The 15,130-nt window shown below is 70.2% G+C and carries 14 protein-coding genes; 8 read left to right on the plus strand and 6 right to left on the minus strand.

The window, feature by feature from the left end:
- The first annotated feature begins 286 nt into the window (after nt 1-286).
- On the plus strand, nt 287-1,399 hold the full coding sequence (locus AGRA3207_RS01415; RefSeq protein ID WP_231332727.1) for an ABC transporter substrate-binding protein: 1,113 nt from the start codon (nt 287-289) through the stop codon (nt 1,397-1,399).
- Nucleotides 1,400-1,449: 50 nt separating this feature from the next.
- On the opposite strand, the gene AGRA3207_RS01420 is transcribed toward AGRA3207_RS01415, so the two are convergent.
- Nucleotides 1,450-2,595, minus strand: a complete 1,146-nt coding sequence (locus AGRA3207_RS01420; protein ID WP_231332728.1) for a coiled-coil domain-containing protein — start codon at nt 2,593-2,595, stop codon at nt 1,450-1,452.
- Between the two features lie 119 nt (nt 2,596-2,714).
- On the opposite strand from AGRA3207_RS01420, the gene AGRA3207_RS01425 reads away from it, so the two are divergent.
- The gene (locus AGRA3207_RS01425; RefSeq protein WP_231332729.1) at nt 2,715-3,725 is read left to right on the plus strand and encodes a tyrosine-type recombinase/integrase; all 1,011 of its coding nucleotides are present in this window, start codon (nt 2,715-2,717) and stop codon (nt 3,723-3,725) included.
- A 4-nt stretch (nt 3,726-3,729) separates the two neighbouring features.
- Here AGRA3207_RS01425 and AGRA3207_RS01430 read toward each other — a convergent pair whose 3' ends face one another.
- On the minus strand, nt 3,730-4,911 hold the full coding sequence (locus AGRA3207_RS01430; protein WP_231332730.1) for an MFS transporter: 1,182 nt from the start codon (nt 4,909-4,911) through the stop codon (nt 3,730-3,732).
- 99 nt (nt 4,912-5,010) lie between these two features.
- On the minus strand, nt 5,011-5,982 hold the full coding sequence (locus AGRA3207_RS01435) for an ArsR/SmtB family transcription factor (RefSeq protein WP_231332731.1): 972 nt from the start codon (nt 5,980-5,982) through the stop codon (nt 5,011-5,013).
- A gap of 59 nt (nt 5,983-6,041) precedes the next feature.
- On the opposite strand from AGRA3207_RS01435, the gene AGRA3207_RS01440 reads away from it, so the two are divergent.
- Nucleotides 6,042-7,235: an MFS transporter gene (locus AGRA3207_RS01440; protein WP_231332732.1), complete on the plus strand. Its 1,194-nt coding sequence runs from the start codon at nt 6,042-6,044 to the stop codon at nt 7,233-7,235.
- 131 nt (nt 7,236-7,366) lie between these two features.
- On the opposite strand, the gene AGRA3207_RS01445 is transcribed toward AGRA3207_RS01440, so the two are convergent.
- A complete protein-coding gene (locus AGRA3207_RS01445; RefSeq protein ID WP_231332733.1) occupies nt 7,367-7,852 on the minus strand; it encodes an ArsI/CadI family heavy metal resistance metalloenzyme in 486 nt (161 codons plus the stop codon).
- A gap of 90 nt (nt 7,853-7,942) precedes the next feature.
- Here AGRA3207_RS01445 and AGRA3207_RS01450 point away from each other — a divergent pair, with 90 nt between their 5' ends.
- Genes AGRA3207_RS01450 through AGRA3207_RS01465 form a run of 4 tightly spaced genes read left to right on the plus strand, consistent with a single transcriptional unit; the run spans nt 7,943 to nt 9,979 of the window.
- Nucleotides 7,943-8,317, plus strand: a complete 375-nt coding sequence (locus AGRA3207_RS01450) for an ArsR/SmtB family transcription factor (RefSeq protein ID WP_231332734.1) — start codon at nt 7,943-7,945, stop codon at nt 8,315-8,317.
- Complete coding sequence (locus AGRA3207_RS01455) at nt 8,314-9,048, plus strand: aquaporin (RefSeq protein ID WP_231332735.1); 735 nt, start codon at nt 8,314-8,316, stop codon at nt 9,046-9,048. Before AGRA3207_RS01450 ends, AGRA3207_RS01455 begins: the two co-directional genes overlap by 4 nt.
- Nucleotides 9,045-9,470, plus strand: coding sequence for an arsenate reductase ArsC (locus AGRA3207_RS01460; protein WP_231332736.1), 426 nt, complete (start codon nt 9,045-9,047; stop codon nt 9,468-9,470). The genes AGRA3207_RS01455 and AGRA3207_RS01460 overlap by 4 nt, the downstream gene beginning before the upstream one ends.
- Complete coding sequence (locus tag AGRA3207_RS01465) at nt 9,467-9,979, plus strand: GNAT family N-acetyltransferase (protein WP_231332737.1); 513 nt, start codon at nt 9,467-9,469, stop codon at nt 9,977-9,979. The genes AGRA3207_RS01460 and AGRA3207_RS01465 overlap by 4 nt, the downstream gene beginning before the upstream one ends.
- Nucleotides 9,980-10,458: 479 nt before the next feature.
- Here AGRA3207_RS01465 and AGRA3207_RS01470 read toward each other — a convergent pair whose 3' ends face one another.
- Complete coding sequence (locus AGRA3207_RS01470) at nt 10,459-10,779, minus strand: recombinase family protein (protein ID WP_231332738.1); 321 nt, start codon at nt 10,777-10,779, stop codon at nt 10,459-10,461.
- An 808-nt stretch (nt 10,780-11,587) separates the two neighbouring features.
- On the opposite strand from AGRA3207_RS01470, the gene AGRA3207_RS01475 reads away from it, so the two are divergent.
- Nucleotides 11,588-13,549 (plus strand): hypothetical protein, encoded by a 1,962-nt coding sequence (locus tag AGRA3207_RS01475; RefSeq protein ID WP_231332739.1) that lies wholly within the window; start codon nt 11,588-11,590, stop codon nt 13,547-13,549.
- Between the two features lie 477 nt (nt 13,550-14,026).
- On the opposite strand, the gene AGRA3207_RS01480 is transcribed toward AGRA3207_RS01475, so the two are convergent.
- Nucleotides 14,027-14,917: a helix-turn-helix domain-containing protein gene (locus AGRA3207_RS01480; RefSeq protein ID WP_231332740.1), complete on the minus strand. Its 891-nt coding sequence runs from the start codon at nt 14,915-14,917 to the stop codon at nt 14,027-14,029.
- Between the last annotated feature and the right edge of the window lie 213 nt (nt 14,918-15,130).

The raw sequence follows: 15,130 nt of genomic DNA on the forward strand, positions 1-15,130 counted from the left end.
GCAGGCTCGTACGCCGACCAGCTCGGTTCGGTTGCTGCCTCTCGCGGCTCGGCCGCAGGGGCATGGGCGGAGGCCGGTGTCGAGTTCGGCGCGGGTGAGGGCGTAGCGGCCGGAGGCAGTTGGGTCGTGGCAGACCGCGGAGAGCCGGGCGCATGTGTTGTCGGTGGCGGGTACCCGGTGGAGCGGATCTGCTTGATGGTGACGTCCAGGTCGAAGGTGTCCGGCGTCGCCGAGTTCGGTGGGTAGGCTGCTCGTCCTGATCATCCTGGCTCGCTGAGGTGAATGCATGGGCAGGCCGCCACCGCCATCTGAAGGGGAACGGACGGGCGGAGCTCCCGTCCAGATCGGCGCCCTGGTTCCGTTGAGCCCGCCCGGCTGGGTCGAGGCGGGGCGGCACTTGCTCGCTGGACTTGAGTTGGGGGTCCGCGAGGTCAATGCCGCCGGGGGGATCACCGGGAGGCCGCTTGAGCTGGTGGTCCGGGACACCGCGGCCGATCCCCGCAAGGCGGAGGCGGCCGTGGACGAGTTGGGCCGCCTGGGCGTGGCAGCGTTGGTGGGGGAGTATCACAGCGTCGTCGCTCGCGCTGCTGCTGCCAAGGCCGATGCCCTCGGTGTGCCGTTCCTGTGCTCGTCGGCGGTTCTCGACGCGCTTACCGACGAGCCGACGGAATGGGTCGCGCGCCTGGCTCCGGCGCAGTCGCACGGCTGGCGGATCTACGCCGACTTCCTCCTCGGTGCGGGCCACAGCCGCATCGCCGTAGCAGCTCAGTCGAGTGTCTATTGGACGTCTGGGATCGGCATCCTGCGGGACCATCTGGCTTCACGCGGTGGCACGCTCATCGAACTCGATATGGGCGCGCTCGCTCCCGCGGCCGTGTGCGACGAACTCGTCGACCATCGTGTGACCGCCCTTCTTCTTCTCACCGGGTATCCGGAGCCGGCGGTGTCGATCGTCCGGTCCGTCCGCGGTGACCGGCGCCTTGGCGAGATCATGATCGGTGCTCCGGCCGGGCAGCCGGAGTTCGCCGAATGGAAGGCGTTGCTGGGCGACGGCAGTGCCGCGATCCCATTTCTGCGCTATCTGCCCGAGCGCTTCAGCCCGCTCGGCGCGCGAGTCGAGGCGGCTCTGCGTGAGCGGCTGGCCGAAGCGCCTTCCTTCGTCGCTTTCGAGGGCTACGACGCAGTCGCCGTACTTGCGGAGGTGCTGCGTTCTCACGGCGCGGACCGGGAGCGCATCGCCGGATCCTGGCCGCGTGTTTCCGTCGAGGGCACGCGCGGGCGGATCCGGTTCTCCCGCGCGCCGGGCGTCAACGTCTGGCAATGGGCTTGGGCGCCGGTGCAGGTTGTTGATCGGGATCCGGCGGAACCCGAACGCTTTCGGGTCCTCGGCGCGGGCTGAGACGGCACGGAGGCCGGCTGGCTGCGGCCTGTTCGAGGTTCGCGATCGCGCTATTCCTCGGGGGAGCGGGGCACGGCGAGTTCCGCTGTCACGGCGCGCTCGCGTTGGGCGGCGGCTTCGGCGCGTGCGGCGTCTCGCTCTCGGGCGAGTTCGGTGTTGCGTGCCTGCTCGGCGCGCAGGTCCAGGCGGGCCTCGGCGAGCTCCTCGCGGAGCCGTTCGGTCAGCGCGCGTGTCTCGGCGGCTTCCGCGCGTGCGGCTTCGGCTTGGGCGCGGGCCTGGTGGGCTTCGGTGCGTGCTTGTTCGGTGTCGGCGCGGGCGCTGTCGCGGGCTTCGACGGCTTCGGCGCGCGCCTGCTCGGCCGTGAATGCGCGGTGTTCGGCCCTGTCGCGGGCTTCTTCGGCGGCCTGGGCCCGTGCCTGCTCGGCGGCGCGTTCGCGTTCGGCGTGGGCTTCGGCTTCGCGCGCCTGTGCCGTCTCGGTCCTGGCTTCGGACGCGTCGCGGGCGGCGGCGTCGGCGGTGCGGCGGGCCTCGTCGGCCTGCGTGCGCGCCTCGTGGGCGTCCAGGCGGGCCTGCTCCGCTTGGGCGCGGGCGTCGGCGACGGCGCGTTCGGATGCCAGGCGGGCCTGGTGGACGAGCTGGTCGGCCTCGGCGCGGACGGCTTCCACCGTGCGTTCGGCCTCGTCCTGCGCCGACCGGATGGCGGCCTCCGCCTCGGCGCGGGCCTGCGCGGCCGCCTCGACGGCGTCGTCGCGCTCGTGTTCTGCCTGCTGCGCGCGCTGCCTGGCCGTCTGGGCGCGCTCCCTCTGCTTCTTCGCGGCCTCTTCGGCGCTCGCCGCGCGGGTGGTGGCGTCCTCGCGTTCGGCCAGGGCCGCCGCCACCGTGGCCTCGGCCTCGGCTCGGACGGCGCTGATCCGCGCCTCGACGCCGCGCGGCGACAGTTCGGACTCCAGCGCCTGCGCCAGGGGGGCGAGGGCCGAGGTAAGGCCCTGCTCCATGCGCTCGTAGAGGTCCTCGGCGCGTGCCAGGGCGCCCTCAAGGCCGGGGGTTCCGCGCCGTAGCTCGCGCTCGCGTTTGGCCCGTGCCTGGCAGTCGCCCTGGAGGCAGTACTCGCGCGGACGGCCGCGTCCCTCACGCTGCGGGACGGGCCGCCCGCAGTAGCGGCAGGCGCGTCCGTCCACGGTCATCGTTTCACTCACCCGGCCATCTTAGAATTTCTAGATTTCTATTTCCAGCAAATAAGAAGCTCCAGAAAACATGGCGCACTGACTGACGACAATGTTCGTTCTCAGAAGTTGGAACCGCTAGGCTGCCGTGCATGACCGTCCTGGAGCCGCGGAGGGCCGGACTCGCCGAGAGGGCACCGGCGGCGCGGAACGCGTTCCTGGTGTACGTCGCGTCGCTGGAGAGCCCGCGGTCGCGGCGGGCCATGGGGGCCTGCCTGCACCGTCTCGCGGCGATGCTGCACGTGGCGGCGGGACGGGAGGCCGGCGCGGCGCCGGGGGAGGCGTTCCCCTGGGGCGAGGTGCGGGCCGAGCACACCGCAGCGCTGCGGGCGCTGATCGGGGCCCAGACGCTGGACGGTCCCGACGGCGAGCCGGCGCCGTGGTCGCCCGCCTACCGGAACCTGCACCTGTCGGCCCTGCGCGGCGTGCTGCGGACGGCGTGGCGGCTGGGGGAGATGTCCACCGACGACTACCAGCGCGCCAAGGCGGTGGCCAACTTCCGGGGGACGCGGCTGCCCGCGGGGCGGAGCGTCCACGCGGCCGAGTTCACCGCGCTGCTGCGCGCCTGCGCCGCCGACCGGTCCCCCGCCGGGGTGCGGGACGCGGCGCTGCTCGCCGTCCTCTACACGACCGGTGCCCGCCGTTCGGAGGTCGCGGGCCTGCGCCGGGAGGACTACGACCCGGGGGAGCGGTCGCTGCGGATCGTCGGGAAGGGCGACAAGGAACGGCTGGAGTACGTGCACGAGGGGGCGGCGGCGCTGCTCGGGGCGTGGCTCGCCCTCGACGGGAGGGCGTCCGGGCCGCTGTTCAAGCCCGTGCACCGGGCCGGCGCGGTCCAGCACCGTCCCATGACGGACGCGGCCGTGCGGAACGCGGTCGTCAAGCGCCGCACGGAGGCGGGCCTGCCGCCGATGACGCCGCACGACTTCCGGCGCACGTTCATCGGCGACCTCCTCGACCAGGGCGTCGACCTTGCCACCGTGCAGCAGCTCGTGGGGCACGCCTCCCCGGCGACGACCGCCCGCTACGACCGCCGTCCCGGGCGGCGGCGGCGCGGCGCGGTCGACAAGCTGCCGTTCCCGTCGCCGGAGGACCTGCGGTGATCCGTCAGGGGAACGCGTGGCGCCGCGCCGCGACCACCACGGCCAGTGACGCGGCGACGAGCGGAAGGGCCGCCCAGGGCAGGACGCCGGGCCCCGCCCCCTCCAGCAGGACGCCGCCGAGGAGCGAGCCGCCCGCGATCCCGGCGTTGTAGACGGTCGTCTGCATGGACGTCGCGACGTCGGCGTCGGCGGGTCCCGAGGCGTTCACCAGCGCGGTCTGGATCAGCGTCGGCGCGCCGCCGAACGCCACGCCCCACACCGCGACGGCGGCCGGCAGGACGGCGGGGACGTCACCGGCCAGCCCCAGGACGAGCATGGCGGCCGCGAGCAGGAGCAGCGCGCCCACCAGCGTCGCCCGGAGGAACCGGTCGATGAGGACGCCGGTCAGCCATATCCCCGCGACCGTCGACAGCCCGAAGACCAGCAGGACGAGCCCCGTGCGCCCGAAGCCGGTTCGTTCGGTGAACGGCGCCACGTAGGTGTACATGGCCTGGTGGCCCAGAAGCAGGAGAAGGGTGACCGACAGGACGGCGAGGATGCCCGGGAGCGCGGCGATGCGGCCCAGCGGCGTCCGTTCGGCGGGCGGTTCGCCCGGGAAGTTCGGGACCTTCCAGCGCGTCCAGGCGGCGAGCACGATCCCGAGCGCGGCCAGCAGCCCGAAGGCGGCGCGCCAGCCGAGAGCGGACGCCACGGCCGTCCCGGCGGGGATGCCCAGGGAGAGCGCCACGGTGATGCCCGCCAGCACCACGGCGATGGCGCGGCCGCGCCGCTCGGCGGGGACCATCCGCGCCGCGTACCCGACGAGCATCGCCCAGAGCGTCCCGCCCATGACGCCGGCCAGCAGCCGGGCGGCGAACGTGAGCGGGTACGACGAGGACGCGGCGGTCACGGCGTTGCACACCGCGAACCCGAGGAGCGCGCCGATCAGCACCGGGCGGCGGGACAGCCCGCGCAGCGCCGCGGTGACGGGGATCGCGGCGGCGAACGACGCGGCCGCGTAGCCGGTGACCAGGAAGCCGATCCGCCCTTCCGGAACGTCCAGGGCCCCGCCCATCGGCGGCAGCAGCCCGGCCGGGAGCAGCTCGGTCATGACCGCGGTGAACGCCGCGGTGAACAGGGCCATGAGCCCGGGCCACGGCATCGCCGCCGGGCCGGTGGAGCGGCCCGCCGCCGCGACGGTCGACATGCGGTCATGCTCGAACCTTCACACTTAGTGTGAGGGCAAGAGTGATATGCGTCACCCAGACCGGCCCGCGCGGCGTGCCGCCCGTCCTGCCGCCGCAGGTCAGCCGTCCCGCTGCGCCGCCACCAGCACCTCCCCGGCGGTCGTGCGGTAGTAGAGCACCGACCGCCCGGCCCGGCGCCTCTCGACCAGGCGCGCGTCGAGCAGCACCTTCAGGTGGCGGCCCACCGACCCGAGGCCCTGGCCGGTCAGCGCGACCAGCTGCGTGGTGCTCATGGGCGTCTCCAGCAGGACGAGCACGCCCGCCCGCGCGGGCCCTAGGAGCCTGCCGAGCCCCTCCGGTGCGGGGGCGCCCGCGCCGACGAGGGTGCCGGAGCACGGGTAGACGAGGGCGAACCGCCGCCGGGTCTCGTCCCAGGAGACCCACGCATGACGCGGCGTGACCGGAACGAACATCAGCCGCGCCCCTGAGACCCGCCGCGGCGGGTAGTCATGGGTGTTGATCTGCAGGCGGCTGCCGCCGAGCCACCGCATGCCGGGCCGCAGCCCGTCCAGGGCCTCGGCCCAGCCGCCCCGGCTCAGCTGCGCGGTCCGCGCGACGACGTCCGCCTCCATGATCCGGCGGCGCCGGGGCCAGTCGGGCAGGACGGCGTGCGTCCAGACCCACTCCAGCAGCCCTGCGGTCCGTTCGGGGAGGTCGTCGCGGTGCAGCTCGGCGGGCAGGGGACCGCCGAGGGAGACGGTGAGGTCGTCGCGGGCGGCGGCGGGCGGCGCCTCGCGGACGGCCCGTACCTCCTCGGTGAAGGTGGCCTCGCCCTCGTGGGCGGGCGTGGGCGTGAGGAAGTCCGCGTTCCAGGTGCGTCCCAGGGCGGACCGGACGGTCAGCGCGGTGATCGGATCGCCGGCCAGCCGCTTGCGGTAGGCCGGAAGGTGGACGTCGAGCCAGGCGCGCTCGGACGGATACGCCGCCGTCCCCCGCTCCAGCATCTTCAGCGCCGCGATGGCCTCGGCCAGCGGGGACACCAGGAACCGGCTCCCGGCGAGCGTGTCCGTGCTGAGATCCCACCACCCCATGGTTTCGCACCCCCGCGAAACTCTACCGGCCGCGCGGCGGTGCGCCGGAGACTCCGCCCATGCGCACGTATCGGGAGCTCTTCCGGACGCCTGAGTTCACGCCCCTCTTCCTCACCTCCTCCGCGCAGGTCGCCGCGCAGACGGTGAGCGGGCTCGCCCTGGGCACGATGGTCTATTCCTCTACGGGCTCGCCGCTGCTGTCGTCGCTGGCGATGTTCGGGCCGTCCCTGGCGCAGCTGATCGGCGCGACGACGCTGCTGGCGGCAGCCGACCGGCTCCCGCCGAGGGCGGCGCTGAGCGGTCTGGCGCTGCTGTTCGGCCTCGGAACGGCGGCGCAGGCCGTCCCGGGTATGCCGGTGTGGGGGGTGTTCGCCGTCGTCCTGGCCCTCGGGGTGATGGCGTCCCTCGGCGGCGGCGTCCGGTACGGGCTGCTCAACGAGATGCTCGCGCGGGACGGCTACCTGCTGGGACGCTCGGTGCTCAACATGTCGACCGGCACCATGCAGATCGTCGGCTTCGCCCTCGGCGGCGTGCTGGTGGCGACCCTGTCGCCGCGCGGGACGCTGCTCGCGGGCGCGGGCCTGTACCTGGTCGCCGCCGCGGTCGCCCGCCTGGGCCTAACCCCGCGCCCCCCGCGCGCCAGCGGGCGCTTGTCGGCGGCCGACACCTGGCGGAACAACGCGCGGTTGTGGTCGTCCAAGCCGCGCCGGTACGTCTACCTGGCGCTGTGGGTGCCGAACGGGCTGATCGTCGGCTGCGAATCCCTCTACGTCCCCTACGCACCCGACCATGCGGGAGTGCTGTTCGCGTTCGCGGCGTTCGGGATGCTGGCCGGCGACACCCTGACCGGACGGTTCGTCCCGCAGAGCTGGAGAAGGAGGCTCGACGCCCCGCTGCGGCTCCTGCTGGCGGTCCCGCACCTGCTCTTCGTCCTCCGTCCCGCGCTCCCGGTCGCGGCCGCGGCCGTCACCCTCGCCACCGTGGGCTACGGGGCGACGCTGCTGCTCCAGGACAGGCTGATGGCCCTCACCCCCGACGAGCTCAGCGGGCACGCCCTCGGCCTCCACGGCTCCGGGATGCTCGCGATGCAGGGTGTCAGCGCGGCCATCGCGGGCGCCGTGGCCGAGCTGACCTCGCCCTCGACGGCCATCACGGTGCTGGCGGCGGCGTCGGCCGCGGTCACCCTCGCCTTGGCCCCCGGGTTGCGCGACCGCCCCGCCGTCCCGTCGCCCGCCTACGAGCCCACCCCGTGACCAGGCGAAGTGGTGTGGAGTGTTGACGCCTCGGCCAGGGCTCGACGTCAATCCGTTGATCTTGGGTGGGGGCGCTTCACCCGGCCACCGGCGAGACGGAGGAGGGGTTCAGGTGCGGTTCGGGCGCACGATCAGGACGGGCCGCACACGCATCCGGCGTCGGCCTCGTCGGATGCGGCGCCGACGGCCGCCGGGGTGATGCTGGAGCAGCAGGTCTGCGGGAAACCTTCGGCGCTCTTGCCGAGGTTGTCGGCGTCGGCCTTCACCACGTACACCTCCCACGGCTCGGCGCCGGGGCCGGTCACCCACACTTTGTCCTGCAGGGCGTAGCAGCAGGAGGTGTCGTTCTCCTCGAATGTCGCCAGCCCGGCCTCGGCCAGGCGGGTCGTCGCCGCGCTCACCTGCCCGGTCGTCTCGACCTCCACCCCGAGGTGGTCCAGGCGGGTCGGCTCGCCGGGCTTGCCCTCGATGAGGACGAGCTTGAGCGGCGGCTCGGTGACGGCGAAGTTGGCGTAGCCGTCGCGGATCTTGGCCGGTCCGGCGCCGAACAGCTTGGAGTAGAAGGCGATCGAGCCTTCCAGATCGGCGACGGCCAGGGCGAGCTGGACACGGGACATCAGCGGTCCCTCCTCACGATAAGACTGTATCGACGGATGTCGATACAGTCGAGCTTGGCATTCTGAATCGACATCTGTCAACATAGAGGAATGTCGAAACAGGGTGGTCTGCCGGTGCTCGGCCAGGACGAGGCCGCGTGCTGCGCGCCGATGGTCCGCGAACCGCTGGGCGAGGCCGACGCGGCCGAGCTGGCCAAGATGTTCAAGGCGCTGGCCGACCCGGTCCGGCTGCGGCTGCTGTCGCTGATCGCCTCGCACGAGGGCGGCGAGGCGTGCGTGTGCGACCTCATCGGCCCGTTCGACGTCTCCCAGCCGACGATCTCCCACCACCTGAAGGTGCTGCGCGAGGCCGGCCTGGTGGGCTCCGAGCGGCGCGGTACGTGGGTGTACTACTGGGTGCTCCCGCCCGCCCTGGAGCGGCTGTCGGCGCTGCTGCAGACGCCCGCGGCGACGGTCTCGGCGTGAGCGTTCCGCTGGCCCGGCGCGCGGCCGCCGAGGCGCTCGGCACCGGCGTCCTGGTCGCGGTGGTCGTCGGCTCCGGCATCCAGGCCACCCGGCTCACCGGCGATGTCGGCCTGCAGCTCCTGGCGAACTCGCTGGCGACGGTGTTCGGGCTCGGGGTGCTGATCGTCCTGCTGGGCCCGGTGTCGGGCGCGCACTTGAACCCGGTCGTCACCCTGGTGGCCTGGTGGTCGGGCCGCGGCACCGGTGACGGCCCGAGCTCGCCAGAGGCCGCCGCCTATCTGGCCGCCCAGGCGGTCGGGGCGGTCGGCGGAGCGATCCTGGCCGACGCGATGTTCGACCGGCCATGGGTGGCCTGGTCGACCCATGACCGGTCCGCGCCGCACCTGTGGCTGTCGGAGGTCGTCGCGACCGCCGGGCTGCTCTGGCTGATCGGCGGCCTGACCCGCACCGGCCGCACCCACCTGGCCGCCCCGGCAGTCGCCGCCTACATCGGCGCGGCCTACTGGTTCACCAGCAGCACCAGCTTCGCCAACCCCGCCGTCACCCTGGGCCGGGCGTTCACCGACACCTTCGCCGGCATCGCCCCCGCCGGCGTCCCGGCGTTCGTCGCCGCACAGCTCGCCGGAGCCGTCCTCGGCATCGGCCTCACCACCCTCACCTTCGGCCGCGACAGCGGCCCGGCCGACATCCCGCAGCCCGCCCGTCCCGAGGAAGGCGTTCTCACACCATGACCACCCCGCCTCCGCTCACGCCGTCGGTGCTGTTCGTGTGCGTCCACAACGCCGGACGCTCCCAGATGGCCGCCGCGTTCCTCAGCCATCTGGCCGGGAACCGCGTCCAGGTCCGCTCGGCCGGATCCGCCCCCGCCGGCACCGTCAACCCCGCCGTCGTGCAGGCGATGCGCGAGGTCGGCATCGACATCTCCGCGCAGGTCCCCAAGATCCTCACCACCGACGCCGTCCGCTCCTCGGACGTGGTCATCACGATGGGCTGCGGCGACACCTGCCCCGTCTTCCCCGGCAAGCGCTACCTCGACTGGACCCTGGATGACCCCGCCGGGCAGGGCGTGGACGCGGTGCGCCCGATCCGGGACGAGATCGAACGCCGCATCCGGGGCCTGCTCGCCGAGCTCGGCACCCCCGCGACCGCATGACCGCCACCCCCGCCGCCGCGGTGCGCATCGCTGCGATGCTGCCCGAGCACGCCGACCAGGTTCTCGCGATCTACCAGGCAGGCATCGACACCGGCCAGGCCACCTTCGAAACCCAGGCGCCGACCTGGGAGGAGTTCGACGCCGCAAAACTTCCCGAGCACCGCCTGATCGCCCTTGCACCCGACGGGGACGTCGTGGGCTGGGCCGCCGTGGCGCCGGTCTCCGATCGGTGCGCCTACGCCGGCGTCGTCGAGCACTCCGTCTACGTCAGCCCTGACGCCCAAGGCCGGGGCATCGGCCTGGCCCTGCTGATGGCGCTGCTGGAGTCCACCGACGCCGCCGGGATCTGGACCGTCCAGTCCGGGATCTTCCCCGAGAACACCGCCAGCCTCGCCCTCCACCGCCGGGCGGGATTCCGCGAGATCGGCGTCCGCGAGCGGATCGGCCGCCACCACGGCCGCTGGCGCGACGTCATCCTCCTGGAACGCCGCAGCCCGGCCATCATCTGACCCGGGGGTGTCCGGCTTAGCGGGTGCGTCGCGGGCGGCGGGATCGGCGTCGGCGGTCACGGCCGCGGAGGTCTGTTCGCCGGGAAGTGCGCGCTGCTTCTGGACGAGCCCACCAACCACCTGGATGGCGACGCAATAGCCTGGCTGCGGGCCGTCCTCACCGCTCACCAGTGCAGCCTGGTCGTGATCAGCCACGACACGGTGCTGCTGGAAAAGACCGCCAACCGGATCTGGCACGTGGACACCCCCATGGGCGGCGGCGGGTGGGCTTGACCTGGCAGGAAAGTCCTCACACACCGGTCACGGCCGAGGACTCCTGAAGCTACGGTGAGCCGCAAGGTAGAGGTTTGGTGCTGGTCAGCGGGTTGGCTTTGTCTCATTGATCTCGGCCGCTGTCGCGTGTTCGTCGTGGTCGTGGAGCATGCGCATGACGGTGGCGGGTGAGGGGCGTTTGTCCTTCTTCCCTTGGTGATGAGGAGTCAGGCGGCGATGTCGCGCAGGCTCTGGCCTTGGTTACGCAGGTGCACGGCCATGGACAGCATGGCGGGGTCGGTGACGGCGGCGCCGCCGATGTTCTTGCCGCGTACCCGGGCGGATTCCTGGTCGTCGAGGGTCTTGTCGCGGATGTACTCGCGTTCCATGCCGGACAGGGCGGCCAGGACGGTGAACACGATGCCGCCGGGGTCGTGGTGGCCGTGGAGTTCGCCGGTGAGGAATTCCAGGCCGACGTCGCCGACGGCGAGCCATTCGGCGAGCTCTGGGAGTTCCAGGCCGCGGCCGAGCCGCTTGTGCTCGTGCACGACGAGGGTGACGGCGACGCCGGGGGGCGCAGGTCCGCGGCGTGCGCGATGGCGCGTTCGAGTTCGGGGCGGGTGGTGATGCGGGTGGATGCCTGGCCCGCGAGGAGGATCGGACCGGATTAGCGGTAGCCAGCGTTCCAGCTGGTAATCGGCGGGTCGTCACCTGATCAGACCGGACAGAGTGTCACTCTGTCCGGTCTGGGGTCCGGTATCACCGCCGGTCATTTCCCTATCGCTATTTCCGTACCGATCCTCCTCGTGGCCCTACTCGTGCCTCCACAGGGCCCGGAGTGCTCCCATCACCGTCGCGCCGGCTGCGGTTGGGAGTCCGAGCGGCGGAAATAGCGCGACCAGGACCCCGACCAGCATGCCGATGGCGGTGATGACCAGGACGGGCTTCCGGGGTACTGCTCCGGCGGGAACTAGCCGGAGTAGCAGTTGCTGTGCGTTGTCTCGTCGGTCGGTGTTCCGGGAGCAGAACACCACGGTCGCTGTGGCAGCGACGGTCAGGAGGTAGGCCAAGGGGCCGATGAGGGCTAGTCCCCAGGCCAGACGGTGAAGCATGCTTGGAGCGTCCTTCCTATAGAGAGGGATGCCCCGCGCTGACAGGTTTGGTCGACCGGCAGTCGGCGCGGGGCTTTGTGCGTGCGCCTCCGTCTTCAGCGGCGGAGAGGTGCGCGGGGCCTATTCGACCTCGTAGAGTCGGGCTCGTCCATGCCGACAATTCCGCAACAAGGCGGGGCGTTGAGTTTGCCGACAATGAGCCGTTGTCGCAGCTCAGACCCAAGCCCGTGGCGAGGAGTGTGCCGTGCGCGGTGGCGCAGGGAAACAAGACCGCAACAATGCTGGTCAAGGCGATGACCGGGCTGCTCACCGCGGACGGCGCAGCGACGTTGTCAAGTACATCGAGGCCAAGCGCGATCCTGAGTGGCACGAGAGGCTTGGTGGTGCCAGGCGTAAGGACGTCGACAGGTGTGTAGAGAAGATGGAGTTGTTTCCCCTCCCGGTCCGTGCACTGATCGTGTTCTTGGAGGAGCGCATCCTCACTGTCCACGACAGCCGCACGGCTTACGCCGAGAGCGTCCACCCGAAGGACCCCAAGCAGGCGAAAGAGCTCCTCACCCAACTGAACTACGGGTTGGGGAACCACCGTCGCAAGCCCAAAGGTCTTGACTGGTGGCTAGCTGAGCAGATCGTTCAGCGGACCAGCCAGGCAGATGAACGCCAGAGGGCCCTCGACCAGATCGCTCGCCTGTGGCACGCCGGACGCGGGAAGGCGCCGCCGGGATGGGAGTGTGAGCCAGCCACCCAGGCAGAGATCGATGCCATCATCGTCCCTCCTGCCTCGGCGCGGCCTCTGCGTGCTGAGACCACGCGCCCTCAAGGGGCGGGCGAGGAAGACAACGAGGCTCTCGCTCGGACCCGGGGGACGATAGGGGACTATCGGCGGGAGCTACGCCAGGCGGAGCAGGAGCTGCACGGCGCCACGCGGGCTCTGGACCGCGAGCAGGCGAAGTCTCTTGCAGCAGAGTCACAGATCGCTGAGCTGAAGGACGAACTTTCACGTCTGCGGGTTCGGCTGCAGAGTGCCGAACGGGCAGCTCGCGGGCATAGCGATGACGCTACCCGGGCGCAGGCCACGGCGGCCGAGCTCCGGGAGACAATCGCCCAGCTTCTTGCTCACCTAGAGGTGAGCGGGTTGAAGGAGTTGCCGTACCCCGCGCCGATGCTGTCCGAGTTCCTTCCTACCTCGGCGATCCGTAGCCGCCAGCGCCTGAGCAGCACCGCCCATCCAGCGCACCGGGCCGTGGGCGTCTACGTCGGCACGCATCTCACCTTTTCCTCTCGCAGCCCTGAGGAGCTGGCCAAAGCGGCTGGGATGAGTGTGGAACTCATAGAACGTCTCCTCAGCGCCGATCACCTGCCCGGCCGAGACATCACCGTCCGCATCGCCCAGGCGGCTGGCGGACAAGCCGACTATGCAGGACGGCTCTGGGCCGCAGCTGAACACCACTCCGCTCAATCTCCTTTCGATCAAGAGTTCTACAGAATCATTGCACAAACAGAATCCGACCCGGAAGCTAGTGATCAAGGAAGGGATGCTAGTCCGCCCCGGTCAGAGAACGAGGAACCCGAAGTCTCCGATCCCGGAAAGGCATTGCGTAACATCCGGTCGCTGTTTTCTGTCGCGTACCGGCGGGTAGAAGATATCTCCCTTCCCGCAGTAATCGGCCTAGGCGTCTGCGCTTTCGTCTTTATCGTATCCGGTCTTATTCTTGATCAAGGATATGGGCAAGTGGATGTGCCGCTCATCTATACTTCAGGCGATCCACCTGTCGATGGATGGGAACTCAAGGAGCGAGGCGGTTTCCACACTCAATGGCGCGCCGATCCATACGGCAACGTCACCAACCTTCAAGGAGAGCTCGTACTCTCGTCCAGTATGGAATGCCGTTCTGAGGTCAAAGTTCAGTGGGAATTGTCCATAAATGGCACACGAATGGACGGGGGAGTCCTTTATTCGCCCACCAGGGGCAGAGGAGACTCCCTGCACCTCGAAGAAATTAAAGTTCGCGAGCGCCCTTACGGCATTGACCTCCGTGTCCGCCGATTGGACAACACCAGGTGCAACGGTTGGGTGGACTGGAACCGAACGGCTGCCGAGCCGGGTTTCAACGTGTCGGGCCCCGGGCGCTGGAGATGGCACTGGAGCCCGGGCTGGGGCCGCCCACATGAATTTCAGCCAATTCTCCCCATGTCGGTGGGGTAGGCGCTACCTGGCGTCCTTCTCCCGAACTGCGACCTAGGCGGCGCGCCTGGCTAACTCGTGCAGTGACATGCAGCGCTGATCGAGTAGCTCGCGAAGATGGTTGAGGAAGGTCGGTGTTGTGCTGAGGCCGCCTGCGGTCATGCATGTCACCGGGATATGGGTTTTGGGTGCGCTCGCGGGGGACGGTGGGGCTTTGTTGCTTGTGGGCATGGGCCATTCTCTCAACAGGGTGTTAGGGGCGGGCTGAAAGCCGAATCACCCCGGCTCCCGGCCCCTCGCCTGCGGCCGCCGGTCGCGGTCAGGGTGCGGCTGCTCTGCATAAGCGGAGGGACGGGGTACGTCGTGGACGATGCGCCCCACCGGGGCGGCGGACTGGTAGCCTCGCGCGGCTCCGGGCTGCCCCAGGCGTTGGCGGGCATGGGCCGTGGGCGGGAGGACCCGGCTTGACCTGGTGGGAGGATCCTCACACAAGAATGTTCACCACAGATCAAACGGGCGCACTTCAACGCCCTTACTTCGCCATGGCTCCGGTGAGGTGCCCGACGCTAGACGTTCCAACCAGTGGAATTGCTCGACGAAGTAAGTGTGAGACGAGGTTCCCTCTGCAAAGACGATGATCGGCCCGTGGGTGCCTCTTCGCCCATGACCGTACATCATCACGCGAACCGTGCTGTCCACCTCCTCCATTGCGAACGAGCAAGCGAAATTGAACAAAAAGAGTCTGAGTCTGGGGGCCCTGTCCGCGGCAGCCCGGAGCGGGCGGAGTATCTCTCTGATGTAGCGTTCGGGATCTTCCATCGTTGCGTCCGCTGGCTCGATCCGGTATCGGTCCTTCCGCGAGTCGCAGTACGGGTCCATGACGTAGATGCGCACATCCATCGTCCTGGCCTTTTCTTCGAGAAGCGATAGCATCTCTTCGCTCGCGTAAAACGAGCGTGTCAGGCCGAAAAGGTTGATTCGTCGCTGGGCGGCAGATATCCGCTCGATCAGATCCCGTTCGGAATCCTCGCTCGTGAACGGAAACGCGTCGATGATGCCCGCGCGTTGGACGTGGCCCACATCGCCCGGGCTGTGATCTGTGCCAAACCCCAACTTGTCCGGTCGGGTGCGATATAGGCGGCAAAGGTACTCGATACGTTCGTCACCGGGGCGACGATCACCTAGTTCCCACCGGCAGAGCGTGGCCGCATCCAGGGACGGCGGTTGTAGGCCATCAGCCTCGTATAGGGCGTCCATCCGTGCGGCTACCTCGCTGCGCTCATAGCCGTAGGCGATCCGCCAAGCCTCCAGGGGCGTGATGCCCTGGACGTTCCGCGTGATCTTCTCTGCGATGGCATCGGTCGTGAAACCACGGCGGATACCGTCCAACCGAATCTCCCCGGCCTCGCGCTCGATCTGTCGGCGCCGCCTCGCATTCTCCCTGCTAGCAGCCATACAGCGACCTCTCGTTGTCGTCTGACGGCAATCCAATTGCCTTGATCTGCTATTGGATTGATTGCCGCTTGTCGGCACTGTAACGCCCAAGCCTAGGTGGAAACAGGCCACACAAGAAGAAGCAGCGGCGCTTCGCCAGCCTTGGCG

The organism is Actinomadura graeca (genome assembly GCF_019175365.1).
GTDB classification, from domain to species: domain Bacteria; phylum Actinomycetota; class Actinomycetes; order Streptosporangiales; family Streptosporangiaceae; genus Spirillospora; species Spirillospora graeca.